This window comes from Bradyrhizobium sp., from assembly GCF_049512235.1.
GTDB lineage: Bacteria > Pseudomonadota > Alphaproteobacteria > Rhizobiales > Xanthobacteraceae > Bradyrhizobium.
The window spans coordinates 1-18,372 of the sequence record NZ_JBEKXH010000185.1 but is presented as its reverse complement, the minus strand read 5'-3'; the positions used below and the strand labels follow the sequence as shown (position 1 = coordinate 18,372).

At 62.6% G+C, this 18,372-nt stretch carries 19 protein-coding genes and 1 pseudogene; 14 read left to right on the top strand and 6 right to left on the bottom strand.

Annotation, left to right across the window (positions count from 1 at the left end; translation table 11 throughout):
* The 4 genes from ABSG20_RS18170 to ABSG20_RS18155 form a co-directional block, all read left to right on the top strand.
* Positions 1–242 (top strand): hypothetical protein (locus ABSG20_RS18170; RefSeq protein ID WP_423865892.1); only part of this gene is annotated, 242 nt, incomplete at its 5' end.
* Positions 178–543, top strand: a complete 366-nt coding sequence (locus ABSG20_RS18165) for a response regulator (protein ID WP_423865891.1) — start codon at positions 178–180, stop codon at positions 541–543. The genes ABSG20_RS18170 and ABSG20_RS18165, both read left to right, overlap by 65 nt.
* A gap of 88 nt (positions 544–631) precedes the next feature.
* Complete coding sequence (locus ABSG20_RS18160) at positions 632–1,795, top strand: protein-glutamate methylesterase/protein-glutamine glutaminase (RefSeq protein WP_423865890.1); 1,164 nt, start codon at positions 632–634, stop codon at positions 1,793–1,795.
* Positions 1,792–2,661, top strand: a complete 870-nt coding sequence (locus ABSG20_RS18155) for a CheR family methyltransferase (protein ID WP_423865889.1) — start codon at positions 1,792–1,794, stop codon at positions 2,659–2,661. Before ABSG20_RS18160 ends, ABSG20_RS18155 begins: the two co-directional genes overlap by 4 nt.
* Before the next feature lie 126 nt (positions 2,662–2,787).
* Here ABSG20_RS18155 and ABSG20_RS18150 read toward each other — a convergent pair whose 3' ends face one another.
* Both ABSG20_RS18150 and ABSG20_RS18145 read right to left on the bottom strand, forming a co-directional pair.
* Positions 2,788–3,945, bottom strand: coding sequence for a glutathionylspermidine synthase family protein (locus ABSG20_RS18150; RefSeq protein WP_423865894.1), 1,158 nt, complete (start codon positions 3,943–3,945; stop codon positions 2,788–2,790).
* 10 nt (positions 3,946–3,955) lie between these two features.
* Positions 3,956–4,180: a hypothetical protein gene (locus ABSG20_RS18145; RefSeq protein ID WP_423865888.1), complete on the bottom strand. Its 225-nt coding sequence runs from the start codon at positions 4,178–4,180 to the stop codon at positions 3,956–3,958.
* Positions 4,181–4,443: 263 nt separating this feature from the next.
* Between ABSG20_RS18145 and ABSG20_RS18140 the strand changes: the two genes are divergently transcribed.
* Entirely contained in the window at positions 4,444–5,163 is a 720-nt protein-coding gene (locus tag ABSG20_RS18140) for a hypothetical protein (protein WP_423865887.1), read from the top strand.
* A gap of 82 nt (positions 5,164–5,245) precedes the next feature.
* Complete coding sequence (locus ABSG20_RS18135; RefSeq protein WP_423865886.1) at positions 5,246–5,647, top strand: hypothetical protein; 402 nt, start codon at positions 5,246–5,248, stop codon at positions 5,645–5,647.
* 99 nt (positions 5,648–5,746) lie between these two features.
* Here the strand turns inward: ABSG20_RS18135 and ABSG20_RS18130 are convergent.
* Positions 5,747–6,348: pseudogene (locus tag ABSG20_RS18130) on the bottom strand (response regulator transcription factor).
* A gap of 365 nt (positions 6,349–6,713) precedes the next feature.
* On the opposite strand from ABSG20_RS18130, the gene fliI reads away from it, so the two are divergent.
* The 4 genes from fliI (at position 6,714) to ABSG20_RS18110 (ending at position 10,284) form a co-directional block, all read left to right on the top strand.
* The gene (gene fliI, locus ABSG20_RS18125; protein WP_423865885.1) at positions 6,714–8,039 is read left to right on the top strand and encodes a flagellar protein export ATPase FliI; all 1,326 of its coding nucleotides are present in this window, start codon (positions 6,714–6,716) and stop codon (positions 8,037–8,039) included.
* Between the two features lie 109 nt (positions 8,040–8,148).
* Positions 8,149–8,568, top strand: coding sequence for a flagellar export protein FliJ (fliJ, locus tag ABSG20_RS18120; RefSeq protein ID WP_423865884.1), 420 nt, complete (start codon positions 8,149–8,151; stop codon positions 8,566–8,568).
* 192 nt (positions 8,569–8,760) lie between these two features.
* A complete protein-coding gene (locus tag ABSG20_RS18115) occupies positions 8,761–9,306 on the top strand; it encodes a sigma-70 family RNA polymerase sigma factor (RefSeq protein ID WP_423865883.1) in 546 nt (181 codons plus the stop codon).
* Between the two features lie 54 nt (positions 9,307–9,360).
* Positions 9,361–10,284, top strand: coding sequence for an anti-sigma factor (locus ABSG20_RS18110; RefSeq protein WP_423865893.1), 924 nt, complete (start codon positions 9,361–9,363; stop codon positions 10,282–10,284).
* Between the two features lie 181 nt (positions 10,285–10,465).
* On the opposite strand, the gene ABSG20_RS18105 is transcribed toward ABSG20_RS18110, so the two are convergent.
* Together ABSG20_RS18105 and flhA are read right to left on the bottom strand one after the other, a co-directional pair.
* On the bottom strand, positions 10,466–10,663 hold the full coding sequence (locus tag ABSG20_RS18105) for a hypothetical protein (protein ID WP_423865882.1): 198 nt from the start codon (positions 10,661–10,663) through the stop codon (positions 10,466–10,468).
* Positions 10,664–11,026: 363 nt separating this feature from the next.
* Positions 11,027–13,252 (bottom strand): flagellar biosynthesis protein FlhA, encoded by a 2,226-nt coding sequence (flhA, locus tag ABSG20_RS18100; protein WP_423865881.1) that lies wholly within the window; start codon positions 13,250–13,252, stop codon positions 11,027–11,029.
* A gap of 184 nt (positions 13,253–13,436) precedes the next feature.
* Here flhA and ABSG20_RS18095 point away from each other — a divergent pair, with 184 nt between their 5' ends.
* Positions 13,437–14,669 carry an MFS transporter gene (locus tag ABSG20_RS18095; RefSeq protein ID WP_423865880.1) on the top strand — a complete coding sequence of 411 codons (1,233 nt, stop codon included), beginning with the start codon at positions 13,437–13,439 and terminating at the stop codon, positions 14,667–14,669.
* Positions 14,670–14,700: 31 nt separating this feature from the next.
* On the opposite strand, the gene ABSG20_RS18090 is transcribed toward ABSG20_RS18095, so the two are convergent.
* On the bottom strand, positions 14,701–15,108 hold the full coding sequence (locus ABSG20_RS18090; protein ID WP_423865879.1) for a DUF4864 domain-containing protein: 408 nt from the start codon (positions 15,106–15,108) through the stop codon (positions 14,701–14,703).
* 303 nt (positions 15,109–15,411) lie between these two features.
* On the opposite strand from ABSG20_RS18090, the gene ABSG20_RS18085 reads away from it, so the two are divergent.
* The 3 genes from ABSG20_RS18085 to ABSG20_RS18075 are packed head-to-tail and all read left to right on the top strand — an operon-like array spanning position 15,412 to position 18,177.
* Complete coding sequence (locus ABSG20_RS18085) at positions 15,412–16,332, top strand: nucleotide kinase domain-containing protein (RefSeq protein WP_423865878.1); 921 nt, start codon at positions 15,412–15,414, stop codon at positions 16,330–16,332.
* On the top strand, positions 16,329–17,348 hold the full coding sequence (locus tag ABSG20_RS18080) for a thymidylate synthase (protein WP_423865877.1): 1,020 nt from the start codon (positions 16,329–16,331) through the stop codon (positions 17,346–17,348). The genes ABSG20_RS18085 and ABSG20_RS18080 overlap by 4 nt, the downstream gene beginning before the upstream one ends.
* 13 nt (positions 17,349–17,361) lie before the next feature.
* Positions 17,362–18,177, top strand: a complete 816-nt coding sequence (locus ABSG20_RS18075; protein ID WP_423865876.1) for a hypothetical protein — start codon at positions 17,362–17,364, stop codon at positions 18,175–18,177.
* Positions 18,178–18,372 lie beyond the last annotated feature (195 nt).

Here is an 18,372-nt window from a genome sequence, read left to right as displayed (position 1 = left end):
CCTCGACGGCCGGCTTCTCGTGGCGCTCGACATCGATCGCGTACTCGACGTGCGTGCCAAAGCCGCTGCCGCGGCGTGAGCAAAGGACAGACGCCAGTTTGGAAGTGGAAATGGAAATTGGAATTTTCCGGAACATCGAAGCGGGCGTGGCCCGCGAACCGCAAAGCGAGGATGTAAATGAAAACGTGTTTGGTCGTCGACGACTCGAGCGTCATCCGCAAGGTAGCGCGGAGAATTCTTGAAGGTCTCGATTTTCAGATCGCTGAAGCGGAGAACGGCGAGGAAGCAATCGAGGCTTGCCGCGTGGAAATCCCTGACGCGATTCTGCTCGACTGGAACATGCCGAAAATGGACGGTTATGATTTCCTGCGGGCGCTGCGCCGCTTGCCCGGCGGCGACAAGCCGAAGGTGGTGTTCTGCACCACCGAAAACGACGTCGCGCACATCGCGCGGGCGCTTCACGCCGGCGCCAACGAATACATCATGAAGCCGTTCGACAAGGACATCGTCACGGCCAAGTTCCAGGAAGTCGGCCTGATCTAATCCGTCTCGTTCGAACCGGCGGCTGTAAGGTCCCCGGTGTTATCGACTTCCCTGGTGCCGATCGGCCTTGTCTGGTGGATCCGAAATAATGAGTGTTGCATTGGCAAGTTCATCGACCTTGAATTCGGCGCGGCAAGAGCCTTTGCGGGTGATGGTGGTCGATGACTCCGCCGTTGTCAGAGGGCTGATCTCCCGCTGGATCGCCGGCGAACCGGACATGGTTGTCGCGGCATCGCTGCGCACCGGTCTTGATGCCGTCAATCAGCTCGATCGCGTCAACCCCGACGTGGCCGTGCTCGACATCGAAATGCCGGAGCTCGATGGCATTTCCGCCTTGCCCTTGCTGCTGGCAAAGAAGCGCAACCTGATCATCATCATGGCTTCGACCTTGACCCGCCGCAACGCGGAGATCAGCTTCAAGGCGCTTTCGCTCGGCGCGTCGGATTACATCCCGAAGCCCGAAAGCACCCGCGAACCTGCGGCCGCGGAGACCTTTCGCCACGATCTGCTGCAGAAGATAAGGCATCTCGGCGCCAAGGTCCGCCGCACGGTCCAGACCTCACCGTCCCCTCCGCTGGTGCCGACGCCGGCGCGGCCGACCGGGCCAGCGCCCCGGTCGCCAGCGGTTGCGCAGCCGCAGCCGCTTCGCCGCGCCTTCGGTACCCAGGCGCCGCGCGTGCTTTTGATCGGTTCATCGACCGGCGGTCCGCAGGCGCTGATGACGCTGGTCACCGAGCTCGGCCCCGTGATCGACCGCTTTCCGGTGCTGATCACGCAGCATATGCCACCTACATTCACGACGATCCTTGCAGAACATCTGGCGCGCGCAGGCAATCGACCGTCGCGGGAAGCCGTCGATGGCGAGATCGTCAAGGCCGGCCGGATCTATCTCGCGCCCGGCGGACGCCACATGCGTGTCGTGCGACATGGCACCGATGTCGTGATCGCGCTCGATGACGGTGCGCCGGTCAATTTCTGCAAACCCGCCGTTGATCCATTGTTCATCTCCGCGATCGATGTCTGGCAGGGCGGCATCATGGCCGTCGTGTTGACGGGCATGGGCTCGGACGGAATGCGCGGTGGCAAGGAGATCGTCGCCGCCGGCGGCAGCGTGATCGCCCAGGACGAGGCATCGAGCGTGGTATGGGGAATGCCGGGCGCCGCCGCCAACGCCGGCATTTGCGCGGCCGTGCTGCCGCTTGCCCAGATCGCACCGAAACTGGTCCGGTTGTTTTCGGGAGACCGTTCGTGACGCCTTCGGACTATGCGTTTTTGCGTAAGTTTCTGAAAGAGCGATCCGGCCTCGACCTGTCTTCCGACAAGCAATACCTGGTCGAAAGCAGATTGATCCCACTGGCGCGCGCGGGCGGCCTGCCCGGAATTGCGGAACTGGTGGCGAGGCTGAAGGGTGGATCGGATCCGCTGACTGCGGCGGTGGTCGAGGCGATGACCACCAACGAGACTTTCTTTTTTCGCGACCGGATTCCGTTCAATCATCTGCGCGAGACGATTTTCCCGGCACTGGCGCGGGCGCGCGCCAACCGCCGCGCCTTACGGATCTGGTGCGCGGCCGCCTCCACCGGGCAGGAACCGTACTCGATCGCGATGAGCGTCAAGGAATTCGCTGGGCTCGGCGGCTGGCGGGTCGAGATTATCGCGACCGATCTGTCGCAAGCGGTCCTTGAAAAAGCCAAAGCCGGCATCTTCAGCCAGTTCGAGGTGCAGCGCGGTCTGCCGATTCAGATGCTGGTCAAGTATTTCACCCAGACCGGCGAGTTGTGGCAGCTCAATGCCGACATCCGCGCCATGGTTGAGCACCGTCAACTGAACCTGCTGCAGGATTTCTCTCATCTTGGAATGTTCGACGTGATCTTCTGCCGCAACGTTCTGATCTATTTCGACCATGACACCAAGGTCGGTATCTTCGACCGCCTTGCCCGGGTGCTGGAACCCGATGGCGTGCTGGCATTGGGCGCGGCCGAATCCGTGGTCGGAATGTCCGATGCCTTCCGGCCCTACCCGGACAAGCGCGGGCTTTACCGTCCGAACGCCGCCCCAACTGCCCGCGCCGCCAAGGAGACAATGCCGGCGTTGAAGTTGATCGCCTCGGCGCGCTGAGCGGGATCGGGGCATGATCCGGAACAGCATGCCCTCGGGCTTGACCCGGTGGACGCCGGTTTTTTCGAAACGATCATTTCTCAAAACGAACTCCAGAGTCTGATTCAGCCGCCGTTGACTCGGACTCTAGAGAATGGCGTGCGGCAAGAACCGCGACGTGTTGCCGGTGATCGGGTTCTCGTCCTCGCGGATCGATAGACCGCACGGCGTGTGGTCGACCAGCCAGCTGCCAAGCACGGGATACTGGTTCGCAAAATTCGGCAGCGGCGCAAGGGCCTGACGGATGAAGCCCTCAGCGCCATACGGGCCGTCCCGCTCGACCACCTGAATGCCTTGGCTGATCAGCGCGACGTTGGCGCCTTCGCGCGAATAAAGGGGTTTGCGCACAAAGGAGGCGCCAAGCCGGGCGGAATTCGGATCGTCCTCGAAGAAGGCGGGCAACAAATTGGGATGATCCGGAAACATCTCCCACAGCAACGGCAGCATGCCCTTGTTGGAAAGGATGGCCTTCCACGGCGGCTCGATCCAGCGCGTCGGCGCTTTGGCGAGCCTCACGCCAAACGCATCTTGAAACATCCATTCCCAGGGGTAGAGCTTGAACGCAAGTTCGATCGCGCGATCGTCGAGGTCGACGAAGCTGCCGTCATCGCGCCATCCGATGTCCTCGATATCGATCAGGGTGGTTGATAGACCGGCCTGCCGCGCCGTGTCCTCCAGATAGGCCAGCGTGCCGGCATCCTCGATATCCTCGGTCGCGCCCGCAAGATGCAGGGGACGCTGCTTGCCGAGCTTTTTCCAAGCCTCGATCAGATGTTCATGGATCGAGTTGAACTGGTCGGCATTGCCCGGAATGATGTGCCGCTCGGCGGCCTGTTCGAGCCAGGTCCACTGAAAGACCGCCGCCTCGAAAATCGAGGTCGGCGTGTCGGCGTTGTATTCGAGCAGTTTTGCCGGACCGCGTCCGTCGAAACTGAGATCGAGCCGGCCATAGAGGCTCGCTTCGTCGCGATGCCAGCTTTCCGAGATCAGCGGCCAGAAGGCTTCCGGGAGCTTCAGCCGGCGCAGCATGTCTTCGTCATCGACCGCGCAGCCGACCAGTTCGAGACACATGGCGTCGATTTCGGCTGTGGGCGCCTCGATGCCGAGTTCGATCTCTTCCAGCGTGAAGGCATAACAGGCGCGCTCGTCCCAATAGCGCTCGCTGTCGATGGTGTGGAAATCGAATCCGGTCTGATCGGCGGTTGAACGCCAGTCGTCGCGCTCGGAGCAGGCGAGGCGCCGCATCCGAAGGCCGCTAGCTGCCGCCGTGAAAATGGCCATGGCCGTGCAGTCGGTGCGGCGCACCGCCGAAACCGCCGTAGCGAACGCGGCAAGTCTCGACCGACCCCCGGTCCGGGCCGGGAATTGCGACCGCAACGGCTCCCGGCCCGCACGGGGCTCGCCGCACAAAACCCGTCGATACCGCGCCGATGGCCGCGGTGCCCATCATGGTCAGAACGACGCGGCGGGAACGTTTCATCGGGGTGTCCCTGAAATGATCGAAAGGCGATAGTCGCTCATGCGGATGCAGCGTGGCAAGTGAAAACAGGCAAGTAAAAACAGGATCGTACCCAGCCGGCGACTGCACTCCGACCGCAGTGCGGGAGCCGGAATTATCCGCGGCAATTATCTGCGGCAATTGCATCCCGAGATCGAGTCTGCTAAAATACTCGCCTTCAGAAGTACGTGTAAATTGCGTTGACTTTCGAACATTGACCACATTCATTTTTCGAGGAGGTATTGATGCGTTTCATCAAGCGTCATGTTTTTGCAATCACGCTTTCCGCACTCACCCTGACCTGGGCCGCCGCAGCCGCCGCCGATCCGCCGAGGCTGAAAGGTTCGTACGGCTTCACCGGCTCGGCCGCGTGTCTAGTTGCGCCGGGCTACGCGGGCAATCCAAGCGGGCCACCGCTTCCGAATCCAACTCCGGGGGTGGCGCTGCCGAATTCCGGATTCCAGGCTGACTTGCGACCGAACGATGTATTGACGGGTGTAACCTCGTCCTTCGCGAACTCCTTCGCAGTCGAAGGGATTAGAACCTTCAACGGCGATGGCACCGGCACCGTCAAGGGCACCTCGGTCGGCGTCACCGTTCGTCCGACGCCGGGGCCGGGCGGATTTCCACATTTTCCGCCGGCAGCGGGGTCTTCGGATTTCAGCTTCTCCTTTACCTACACCGTCAATCCCGACGGCAGCTGGACCACTGCCATGGTGCCGGGCAGCTACAGCGAGACCTACCTGACCGGTCCGCGTACCGGCCAGACCGCGACCGTCGATGCGATCCCGCCGGTGACGGGGATGATCTCACAGGATGGCAAAACGCTGATCGCCGCGCATCTCACGCCGACGGTGGAAACCTTCACCTACTCCAACGGTGACGTCGAGCCGCGGATCTGTCATCGCTCGCGGGTCTTCATCAAGCTTGGTGATGGCGATCACGATCGGGATGACGGTCATTGATCGCGCCGGAAGCGCGATGTAACCGATGACGATAGACTGGCGGCCGCCATTGAGTTCTTGGCGGTCGCAGCGGTGATCAACCATGTTTCGGCACGTCACGATGGGCAAGTCTGGTCGCTTGTTGGGAGCCGTGACCGTGCTTGCCTGTGGCCTCGCAACCGGCGCGTCCGCTGAAGTCCACGTTGAAGGCGACTTGAGCGCGCTGCGGATGACCACCGGCGGGGACGCGCTGTCCGATGTCTTGGCGGCGTTGGGCGCCTCATTCCCGGTAAAATACCGTACGACAGTGCCGCTCGACGCCGAAATCAGCGGAGCCTATTCGGGTTCGCTGTCCCAGGTCGTGGCGCGCCTGCTCGATGGCTACAACTATGTGATCAAAAGAGATCGGCAGCAGATCGAGATTATTGTGTTCGGCAGGAAGGGCGACATTGCGGAGCAGCCAAAGCCCGCCCCGGCGAGCGGCGTCCTGTCGCGATGGCGATGATGGCGCTTACAATCCCGGGCCTGGAAAACAAAACCCCGCCATTGGCGGGGTCCAGTCTTGGAGATTGCGAGCAGCACGTGCTCGCGATGAAGCTTGCGGTCAGGCCGGGATGCGGTCTTCGACGTCGTGCGGCTCGCGCAGCACATAGCCGCGGCCCCATACGGTCTCGATGAAGTTGCGGCCCTCGGAGGCGTTGGCGAGCTTCTTGCGCAGCTTGCAGATGAAGACGTCGATGATCTTCAGTTCCGGCTCGTCCATGCCGCCATAGAGATGGTTCAAGAACATTTCCTTGGTCAGCGTGGTGCCCTTGCGCAAGCTGAGCAGCTCCAGCATCTGGTATTCCTTGCCGGTCAGGTGCACGCGCTGGCCGCCGACCTCGACCGTCTTGGTGTCGAGGTTGACCACGAGATCGCCGGTCTGGATCACCGACTGGGCGTGGCCCTTGGATCGGCGCACGATCGCATGGATGCGCGCCACCAGTTCGTCCTTGTGGAAGGGTTTGGTCATGTAGTCGTCGGCGCCGACGCCGAGACCCTTGACCTTGTCCTCGATGCCGGCGAGGCCGGAGAGGATCAGAATGGGAGTTTTGATCTTGGAGACCCGAAGCTGCTTGAGCACGTCGTAACCGGACATGTCAGGCAGATTGAGATCTCGATCGACTGCGCGACGGCGCTGTCATCTTCTATCAGCAATACGCGCATGCCAGTCCCCTATAGTCGCCGCTCCGGGCGTCAGGTCGGCCGCACTTGCGGCACTCAAAACGCCTTTGAACAACTGATTCGGATCCTGACGACAGATGGTTAACAAAATCTGATTCGTTTTCGCAAGCTCTATCAGTGCAATTTTTACCGAATCGCCCTAAAGTATTGCGTTGAAGCAGCTTTTCGTATCCGTTCTGTTCAGGTTCCACATTAAGAGACGGGCCTAACCGACTCTTCCGACTCGACCATCCTTCTGATGGTCAAGCGCCTTCAGTCATCAAAGACAGTGACGCAATGATTAACGATGCGAGTAAACACCAAGTTAAGAACTGGCTCGAAATCGATGAGAACTTAAGGTTTTCGCAATGAAGGCGCTGGCCGAGCAAATCAGCGACATCGACGGCGTCAATATTTATGGCCGCGTGGTCGGCGTGCGCGGCCTGATGGTCGAGATCGCCGGTCCGATCCATGCCATGTCGGTCGGCGCCCGCATCCTGATCGAGACCGGCGGCAATCGTTCGATCCCGTCGGAAGTGATTGGCTTCAGCGGCAGCAACGCGGTGGTGATGCCGTTCGCCGGCCTCGAAGGGGTCCGGCGCGGCTGCCGCGCGGTCATCGCCAACGCCGCCAGTCAGGTCCGGCCCTCGCCGTTGTGGCTCGGCCGTGTCCTTAACGCGATGGGCGAGCCGATCGACGGCAAGGGGCCGTTGCCGCAGGGGACCTCGCCGATGCCCTATCGCAATCTGCCGCCGCCGGCGCATTCGCGCCAGCGCGTCGGCGCCCCACTCGATCTCGGGGTACGTTCGCTCAACACCTTTCTGACCTGCTGCAGGGGTCAGCGGCTCGGCATTTTCGCGGGCTCCGGCGTCGGCAAGTCGGTGTTGTTATCGATGCTCGCGCGCAACGTCGACGCCGACATCACGGTGATCGGCCTCGTCGGCGAACGCGGCCGCGAAGTACAGGAATTCCTGCAGGATGACCTGGGGCAGGAGGGCCTGGCGCGCTCGGTGGTGGTGGTGGCCACCTCCGACGAGCCCGCTTTGATGCGGCGGCAGGCGGCTTACCTGACGCTCGCCATATCGGAATACTTCCGGGAGGACGGCAAGAACGTGCTGTGCCTGATGGATTCGGTCACCCGGTTTGCCATGTCGCAGCGCGAAATCGGCCTGTCGGCAGGCGAGCCGCCGACCGCCAAGGGCTATACGCCGACCGTGTTCACCGAATTGCCGAAATTGCTCGAGCGCGCCGGTCCGGGCATGGGGGCCGGCACCATCACCGGCATCTTCACGGTGCTGGTGGACGGCGACGACCATAACGAACCGATCGCGGATGCAGTCCGCGGCATCCTGGACGGCCATGTGGTGATGGAGCGGACGATCGCCGAGCGCGGGCGATTTCCGGCCATCAACATTCTCAAATCGGTATCGCGCACCATGCCGAAATCGGCCGATCCGGTCTATTTGCCTTCCATCACCAGGGCGCGCCAGGTGATGGCAACCTATGCCGACATGGAGGAGCTGATCCGGCTCGGAGCCTATCGCGCGGGGTCGAGCGCGGAGGTCGACCAGGCGATCCGGCTGCATGAACCGCTCGAGGGCTTTCTGCGCCAGGCCAAGGACGAGGTGACCGGCCTCAGTGAAGGCTACCGGCAACTTGAGCAAATCCTTGGGCATTTGGAAACGGAAAGCTAACTTTGTCAGGCCATCATCTGCGCCACAGCAATAGCGATGCCGGTTCGCCCCGTGGCGGATGCCGGCTCCGTCCCGCGTTCAGATTGGGACTTCTGGGGAGTATAAGTCGATGAAGTCACGTGAAACCCTTATCCGCCTGAAGAAGTTTCAGGTCGACGAGAAGCGTCGGAGGGTCGTCCAGATCGAGACCATGATTGCCGATTTCCAGCGCATGTCGCTCGACCTGGAGCGCGAGATTCAGAGCGAGCAGGAGCGTGCCGGGATCAACGACCCCACGCACTTCGCCTATCCGACCTATGCCAAGGCTGCGATTCAGCGGCGGGAAAACCTGACCCGCTCCGCCGACGAACTGCGCATTCAGCTGGAAGACGCCAGGAACCTCTTGAGCGAAGCCTTCGAGGAACTCAAGAAGGTCGAACTGATGGACGAGCGCGATCAGGCGCGCGAGCGGGCCGAGGAAAGCGCCCGCGAACAGGCCGATCTCGATAGTATCGGGCTGTTGCGCGCCCGTATCGGCGCGGTTGCCTGACGCTCATCCTTAGTTCGCCTGCCAAATACAGTCAGAACCCGGGCTCTCGAGGTCCGGGTTTTTCTGGTTTGAATGGCCACAGCCGCCATCCGCGACTTGGTGGACCGGTCTCGCGCAAGGTATGATAAAGCTCTCACCTGCCCGCTCTGGTATACACGAAGCGATGGGGGTCGCGATTTTGGGGGACGCTGAATGCTGACGCCAGCTGAGCTGGTCTGGCTCATTGCCGCCGTCGCCAAGGGCGATGAGGCCGCCTTCGAGCGCCTCTATGCCGCCACGCGGGCGAAACTCTATGGCGTGGTGCTCCGTATCTTGCGTCGACAGGACTTGGCGGAGGAAGTCATTCAGGAGGCCTACGTCAAGATCTGGAACAATGCCGGGCAGTTCAATCCCGGCCTGTCGTCGCCGATCACGTGGATGGCGTCGATTGCCCGAAACCGGGCCATTGATGTCGTACGCAAGCGCAGCGAAATCTCCATCGAAGACGAGCCGGCGGCCATGGAAGTGGCTGCCGACAGCCCGGATCCGTTGGCGCGACGGGAGATGACGGAGGAATTGAAGCGGTTGCTGGAATGCGTCGGCCGCCTGGAGCCGGATCGGCAAAAGCTCGTGCTGCTGGCCTATTACAACGGCTGGAGCCGTGAGCATCTGGCGGCGCAGTTCGAGGCGCCGGTAAATACGGTGAAGACATGGCTGCGCCGGAGCATGCTGGATATCCGGGAGTGCCTTGGACTTTAGGGATTGCCACTTCAGGAAGTGTCACTTCATGGAGTGTGTCTGGGACTTTAGATGATGGTTTATAGCGAAGACCATATCGCGCTCGCCGCGGAATATGTGCTCGGCACTCTCGACGCCGATGAGCGGGCGCAGGTCGAGGCTATGATGTCCGTCGACCAGGACTTCACGGCCATGGTGCATGCGTGGGAGTTCAGACTGGGTGTCCTGAACCAGATGGTCGGGTCGGTCGAGCCCCGGGAGGAGGTCTGGGAAAAGATCAAAACAGCGGTTTTGCTTTCCGAGCCGCAGGCGGCGCCGGTATTGCCGCAGGCGCCAGCGGTGACGCCGTCGCCGGCCGCGACTGATATCATCGTTGACCCCGCGATGGTGATGGAGCCCGCTGGGCCCGTTGAGGCGGCCCCGGTCGTGGACACCTCCAACGTCATCCGCTTGTCAGCTCAGACCCGGCGCTGGCGCAATGTTGCGACGATGATGAGCGCGATCGCCGCAGCATTGGTCGCCATCATTGCGGTCGGGGTCTATAAGCCGGATCTGCTTCCCGATCAGCTTCGTCCCAAACCCAGAACCCAGGTGGTCGAGGTCAAGAGCCCGCCGGTTCCGACGCCGCCGTCGGCCCAATATGTCGCCGTTTTGCAGCAGGATGGCGGGTCTCCCGCCTTCATTTTGACGGTTGACGGCGCGACCAGGCAGTTCACGGTTCGCAAGATCGGCGCCTCCGCCGACCCCGGCAAAAGCTTCGAACTCTGGCTGATTTCGGACAGGCTGCCGAAGCCGCGCTCGCTCGGCGTCATCGGCAACGGCGAATTTACCGTGCGACCGGTGCTGGCGTCGTACGATGCCGATATCATCAACAACGCGACCTATGCGGTGACCGTCGAGCAGGCCGGTGGATCTCCGGACGGCAACCCGCACTCGGCGCCGGTGTTCGCCGGCAAGCTGATCGAGGCCGTTCCGCCCGCCGCTCCGCCAAATCGGTAGCTCCGGATATTGCGCGAAAACAGACGCAAGCAAAGCGGGGTATCAGGGCCCACAAAATGAAAACGCCCGTGGGGAGCGGGCGTTTTCGGTCGTCGACTTGGGGGTAGTTGGGGGTCTTCTACATATCCACGAGGCGACTTTGGGGGGCTGTTAAAGAGCCGCGTGAATTCCGGAATTTCATTTAGCGGACCATGGACGCGTCCGAACTGCTGATCGCCACTGGCTTGCCAGCCTTGATGACGCGCGCAGTCTGGGTGTAATCCCCAGAGGTGCTGCGAGCGGAGATGCCGAAACCTACCACTGCGATACCCGCGACCAGCGCCACGACCACGATCTTGAGATGGGTCGAGCGATCCGCGCTGTAGATCGAATGGTTCATCGAAGCCTCCTGCCGCCTTCCTGCCTCTTGCGGATCTGTCTGGTTGCTCCGCCGCCAGGTTCAACATCTCGTTGCTGTAAATGTAGGATTTCGGTGTTTGGTTCCAAATAGGCGATCACAAGGCAGTGATAAGACTTGAACGGCCGCGATCGGAGGGCCGGATTGTGAACCCAGAGATCGTATAATTATTAATAATAACAATAAGATAAGTAATATTTTTGACTTCGGGCCTGGTGTGGCGCAAAAATGGCACCATTCGGCTCGGCGTTAACTAAATATTTGCCTGTGGCGAAAAAGACCCGACCCCGAATTGGGTCCGGAGGCGCTTTGACCCCAACGATCAGTGCGCCCTCGCCCGGTGGATCAGACGCTTCCGACCGTCTTGAGCCGTGCACGCGGATGGATTTCCGCCTGCGACAAGACGGTGGTCTGCTGCCTGAAGCGCTCCACCAGTGAACGCACGAACGGCCGGATCGCTGCCGAGGTCACCAGGACGGGCGCCTCGCCCTCGCGGGCCGCCTGTTCGAAACGGTCACGCACCGTGGTCATGAATTCGGACAGCCTGGACGGCTGCATCGCAAGGCTGCGTTCCTCGCCCTGTCCGACCAGCGATTCGGCGAAGGCCTGCTCCCATTTTGCCGACAGCGCGATCAGCGGCAGGTAGCCGTTGGAGGAGGTATTCTGGGCGCAGATCTGGCGCGCCAGGCGGGCCCGAACATGTTCGACGATGGTCGCGGGGTTGCGCGAAAACGCCAGCGCGTCCGCGATCCCTTCGAGAATGGTTGAGAGGTCGCGGATCGAGATGCGCTCCGCGAGCAACAACTGCAGCACGCGCTGAATGCCCGAGATCGTGACCAGGCCCGGAACGATGTCCTTGATCAGTTCGCCTTGCTCCTTCGGCAGATCCTTCAGAAGCTTTTGCACTTCGCCATAGGACAACAGGTCCGACATGTTGTTCTTGAGCAACTCCGTGAGATGGGTCGAGAGCACGGTGGCGGCATCCACCACTGTGTAACCCTTCAGCGAGGCTTCCTCCTTGAGCGAGGCATCGACCCATGTCGCCGGCAGTCCGAAGGTCGGCTCGGTGGTGTGAATGCCGGGCACCCCGACCTGATTTCCGGCGGGGTCCATGACCATGAACTGGCTGGGCCAGATCCGGCCGGTGCCGGCATCCACTTCCTTGATCTTGATGACGTAGGTGTTGGCCTCCAGCTGGACATTGTCGAGGATGCGTACCGCCGGCATTACGAAGCCCATCTCGATCGCCAGCGAGCGGCGCAGCGCCTTGATCTGCTCGGTCAGCCGATCGGTTCCGTCGGGGCCGTTGACCAGCGGCAGCAGCGCATAGCCAAGCTCGATCTTGAGATCGTCGATCCGCAGCGCGGTCGAGATCGGCTCTTCCGCGGCGGCGGCTGCCGCCGCCGGAGCGGCCGCGGCCGCGACTTCGGCCGCCTTGCCGGCGCGCTTGCGTTTGCGGGCCGAAAACGCCAGTGCCGCCGCGCCGCCACCGAGCGCGAGGAAGGGAAGCATCGGAATGCCCGGCAGCATCGCCAGCACCAGCATGACGCCGGCGGACATGCCGAGCGCCTGCGGATAGCCGGAAAGCTGCTTCATCAGCGCCTTGTCGGCGGCGCCGCTGACGCCCGCTTTTGAAACCAGCAAACCCGCCGCGGTCGACACGATCAACGCCGGCACCTGGGTCACCAGGCCGTCGCCGACGGTGAGCAGCGTATAAGTGCGCGCGGCCTCGCCGAAACCGAGGCCTTGCTGGGCGACACCGATAATGATGCCGCCAATGATATTGATGAAGACGACCAGGAGGCCGGCGACCGCATCGCCGCGCACGAATTTCGATGCGCCGTCCATGGCGCCGAAGAAGCCGCTTTCGTCTTCCAGCGCCTTGCGGCGCTCTTTCGCGATCTTCTCGTCGATCAGGCCAGCGGAGAGATCGGCGTCGATCGCCATCTGCTTGCCCGGCATGGCATCGAGGTGGAAGCGGGCCGCCACTTCCGCGATGCGTCCCGAGCCCTTGGTGATGACGACGAAATTCACGATTACCAGAATCGCGAAGACGATAATTCCGATCACGAAATTGCCGCCCATCACGAAATTGCCGAACGCCTCGATAACATGGCCGGCCGCGGCGGTGCCCTCGTGGCCGTGCGACAGGATCAGCCGCGTCGATGCCAGATTGAGCGAAAGCCGCAGCATGGTTGAAATCAAAAGGATGGTCGGGAACGACGAGAATTCCAGCGGCGCCTGGATGAACAGCGACGTCATCAGGATCAGGATCGACAGCGTGATCGAGATCGCCAGGAACAGATCGAGCACGATCGAGGGCAGAGGGAGGATCAGCACCACCAGAATGGTGAGGATGCCGAAAGCCAGCGCCAGATCGCCGCGCACCAGGATGCTGATGATCTCACGAACACTCGGGAACCCGCGGCCCGGCGCGCCCGCGCCTTCGCCTGCCGTGACATCGACCATGGTAGCTGCTTCCCCCCGCAAATGCCGGTCGCGGGCGCCCAACGTCTTTACGGCGGCCGAAGGGCCGCCATTTCGCAAGTTTTGCACCGCACTGGCGTCCACGGGTGCTCCCCCGTCCTACGCGTGACGACGACACTCGACTGCTCCACCCGGCAATTTTTGCCCGGTTTATGGTTAGGAAAGCGTTAACGCCGGCCTGCGGCCTGGCCTTGTTGCAGTGCATCTGCATGCCCAATATCGCGCCATGCTGCTTGACCCCTGGGCGTGAGGCGGCGAAGTTGTCGCCGTGCACGCCCCTTCCGACCTCAGAGCCTCGGCCGCCTTTACTCCGGACTCCGGTCAGGCCTGGGTAAGGCTGGCACTGGCGCTGGTGATCGGATCGATCGGCAGCGTCGGGATGTGGTCGGTGGTGGTCGTGCTGCCGGTGGTGCAGGCGGAATTCGGCGTGACCCGCGGCGCGGTATCGCTCGCCTTTACCCTCACCATGGCGGGCTTTGGTCTTGGCGGCGTCGCGACCGGGCGGATTACGGATCGCTTCGGCATCGTGCCGGCGATGGGCTCAAGCATCGCGCTGCTCGCGGTCGGTTACATCGTGGCGGGTTTGTCGACCACGCTGTGGCAGTTCATCCTGGTCTATTTGCTGATCGGGCTCGGGACGTCCGCGACCTTCGCGCCGCTGATGGCGGAGGCCTCGCACTGGTTCGAGCGCTATCGCGGACTGGCCGTGACTATTGTCGCCAGCGGCAATTATGTCGGCGGCGCGATCTGGCCGCCGCTGGTCAATTGGGGCGTGCAGTCCCTGGGCTGGCGCTCGACCCATATTGCCATCGGCATCTTCTGCGCCGTGGCGATGCCGATCGTGCTGGCGCTGCTGCGCGCCCAGATCGGCGGCGCCCAGGCGCGCAACCACGACAGCGCGCCGCCGCCGCGGATCGACCTTGCGCTTTCGACCAACACGCTGACGGCGCTATTGTGCGTCGCCAGCATTTCCTGTTGCGTGGCGATGGCGATGCCGCAGGTCCACATCGTCGCCTATTGCGGTGATCTCGGCTACGGTGTGGCGCGCGGTGCCGAGATGCTGTCCCTGATGATGGCGTTCGGGGTGGTCAGCCGCATCGGCTCGGGATATCTGGCCGACCGGATCGGCGGCATCCGCACGCTTCTGATCGGCTCGGTGGCGCAGGGTTTTGCGCTGTTGTTCTATCTGTTTTTCGACGGCCTGACCTCACTCTATGTCATCTCGGCGATGTTCGGCCTGTTCCAGGGCGGCATCGTGCCGAGCTATGCCATCATCGTCCGGGAATCGATGCCGGCGCGCGAGGCCGCGACCCGGGTCGGCATCGTGATCCTGGCCTCCGTGGTCGGCATGTCGTTCGGTGGCTGGGTCTCCGGTGTGATCTTTGATGCGTCGGGCTCCTATGCCGCGGCGTTCCTCAACGGGCTGTTGTGGAATGCGCTCAACATTACCATCATGGTGGCGCTGTTGATCCGGGCGCGGCAGCGGCTCGTGACGGCGTAAGCGCCGCTCAGTCATTGCAATGACGTGGTCGTCACACCGCCTGGCCTGCCTTGAGCAGAACACAGCCGCTGATCCTGACGCTGCCGTCGGGTTCAAGCTCCAGCGTGTAGAGCGCCTCCCAGGGCACGCCATCGGCGTCGACGATATGGACGCGCTGCGCGATCTTGCCGTCCGAGACCTGCGCTTCGCCGAACTCGAAAGTCTTGTGGCGATAGACCGGGGCATAGTTGTTGCGAACCATCGACAGGAAAATGTCGGCCTGCGGGAACATGCTCTGAATGGCGGGCGCCGCATAGCCATAGGCGGCCGCGGCATCGTCGCGGCCGAACGCCTCGGCCTGCGAACGGATCACGCTCTGCGCGGTCGCCACGTCGTCCGCGGCCCCGGCGGGGGCAGAAAGGCCGATCAGGAATGCGATGAGCAGGGCAAAGATGCGCATCAGGAATCTCCGTAGCTTTAGTCGTCGTGACGGTGCCACAGGCATCTTGCCACCCGTCCGGCAGGCGGATGGCCTGCTAGCTGACCGTGCAATATGCGGGCCCACATGGCCGAACAACGGCCGATCCTATCAGCGACCGAGGCGGTGGTGAACGGCGGTCTTCGCAGGCGTTACGCACAGCTTTCGCCCGCTCCGGGCAGTATTGGCCGATTCGACGATGGTGATCTCCTGCCGCGATGCCTATTTTAGGGCCCTGACCGAATCACGGTTCCTGCCAATACCGGCAATGATCGAGCGCGACCCATGACCCTGAATGCGGCGCCTTTTTGGGCCTGGATCACCGAACGCCACCGCATCTACCTGAAGAAACAGGCCGGCGCTCCGCCGCCGTGGACGGAAGACAAGATCATGCAGAATTTTCGCTTCTGCAATGTGTTCCGGGAACTCGACACGGTGACGATCTGGCTGCGCGAGAACTGGCGCGATCCCTATGCGGACAGCGCGCAGCTCTGGATCGCGATGTGCCTGGCGCGGCAGATCAACTGGCCGCAGACGCTGGCCGAGATCGGCTTTCCCGGGGATGGCTACGACGCGAAGGCGATCCAGCGCGCGCTCGAAGCGCGCAAGGACCGCGGCGACAAGGTCTATACCGGCGCCTATATGATCAGCGCGCCCTCCGGCATTTACCGCGGCATGGCCAAGCCGGAATATACCGCGGAGGTGGTGGTCGGCACCCTGTGGCGCGCGCGCGCCGAGTTCGATGCGCTGTTCGCCGGCGGGCGGCAGCCGACCATGCAGGAGGTACATTCCTGGCTGCGCGGATTCCGCGGCTGGGGCGACTTCATGGCCTATGAAGTCGTCACCGACCTGCGGCACACGCGCTATCTGCGCAACGCGCCCGACATCAACACCTGGGCGGTAGCGGGCCCCGGCGCGATCCGCGGCCTGCACCGGCTGCACGGACGCCCATACGCAGAATCGCTGTCCCAGCAACAGGCCTGCGAGGAAATGCGCGAGCTGCTGGCGCTTTCCAAAACCAACCTCCCGGACTTCATTCCGCCGCTGGAACTGCGGGAGATCGAACACTCGCTGTGCGAAACCGACAAATGGCTGCGGGTCGAAGCCGGCCAGGGACGGTTGCGGTCCAGATACGAGGCCGTGGACAAGTCGCAATCTCTACCTTCGCTTCAGGCGGAGCTGCCGCTGGAGGTCGCCGCCCGATGAAGGTCATCCATGCCAGAAATGTCAACGATGCCGTCGTCAAGGGCGCGCAATTGATGACGGAGGGCGGGCTGTACCAGGACAGCCGCGCCGGCGGCACGCTGGAATATCCCGAGCCGGTCTGCACCGTGTATGAGCGGCCATGCGAACGCGTGCTGTTCGATGCGGTGCGCGACGCCAATCCATTTTTCCACCTGATGGAAGCGCTCTGGATGCTGGCGGGACGCAGGGATGTCGCGTGGCTCTCGCGCTTCAACGCGCGCATGGCGACCTATTCGGACGACGGCGTCGTGTTCAATGCCGCCTACGGTTATCGCTGGCGGCAGCAATTCGAGCTCAAGACCGCATCAGGCGAAGCGCCCCGTGATCAGCTCGGCGTCATCGTCGAAATGCTGCGCGCCGATCCGGACAGCCGGCGCGCCGTGCTGCAGATCTGGGACGCCGAGGCCGATCTCGGCGTCGACAGCAAGGACCTGGCCTGCAACACGCAAGCGATGTTCAAGGTCCGCGGCGGCCGGCTCAACATGACCATCTCCAATCGTTCCAACGACATCGTCTGGGGCTGCTACGGCGCCAACGCCGTGCAGTTCTCGATGCTGCTGGAATACCTGGCTGCGCGCATCGGCGTCGAGCCCGGTACTTACCGCCAGGTCAGCGACAGTTATCACGCCTATCACGACACCTGGCCCAAGATCAGCGGCATTGCCGGGCGCTTTCGCGGCGATCCCTACGTTCAAGGCGAGGTATCAGTCTATCCGCTGGTCGCCGACCCCGACCATTTTGACGAGGAACTGCTGCGCTGGATTGCCAACCCGCCGGATGATCTCAGTTTCGCGCAATGGGAAACGGAGCAGTCGCGCTGGCGCAATCCATATTTCATCCGCGTCGCCACCCCTGTTCATAACAGCTGGCTCGCCTATAAGCGGAAAGACCGTGAGGCCGCCGGGCAGTGGCTCGATCGCTGTGCCGCGACCGATTGGCAGCGTGCCGGGCGGGAATGGCTGCAGAGGCATTCCTAAAGAGCATGCGTGCATGAGCGACGAACCCGAGCGCAAGGCGTTGCTACAAAAACTCGCCGCCTGCGACACCGCCACGCTGCGGCGGCTGGCGGCGTTGCTGACGGCGCAGGATAATGCCGCCGACAGCGGCAAGAGCTATCTCGATTATTTGCGCCCGGTCGCCGACAGTGACGTCAGCGGGCTGAAAACGTCCGAAAAGTCCTATGGCAACAGCTGGAAGCTGCGCGGCGGCGTCGACACTTTTCATATGCTCAAGCGTAAATGGGAACGTCTCGAAAAGCGCGTCGCCGCCGCTATCGACGCGTCGGCGACGTCACCCGGCGCCAGTCCCTACGATATTTTCGAGCACCTCGCGGCCGACCGCGGCGCCGAGGGTTTTATCGATGATCTGCGCGATCTGCGCCGCTATCTGGTGCTGGTCGAAGCCGAGATGACGGCGCGCGACGCGGCGGGTGTTGCCGACAGCGACCGGGGCTATCTCGACCAGCTCGATGCGATCGCGCGAGCCGACATCGACACCATCGAGGACAAGGAAAAATCCTACGGCAACAGCTGGAAGCGCTCCGGCGGCATCGGCGCCTTCATGATGCTGGCGCGCAAATGGGACCGCATCGCCCAGCGCGTAACGACCCGTATCGAGGCCAAGGACGGTGCTCCCGCCGCATCACGCGACAATGTGTTCGAACACCTCAAAGCCGACCGCCGCGCCGAGGGCGTCATCGACGACATCAGCGGCCTCCGACAGTATCTGCTGCTGGTCGAAGCGGAGATGGCCGCAAGGGGCGAGGTCGAGATCGGCACAGCGCGGGACAATCGGACGGCGGGGTGAGGGGGGGAATGCATCCAACTCGTCGGAGCCTTCTGCCGACCGCGATTTATTCCTGCGCATCAACCGTAGTGCAATAGGGTTCGAATGAAAGCCTCGCTCAAAACAGGGCTGATAGGTGCTCCTGGTTCGTCATTGCGAGCCAATCGGGCGCGCGAACGCGCGCTCGATTGAGCGAAGCAATCCATCGCCGCCACA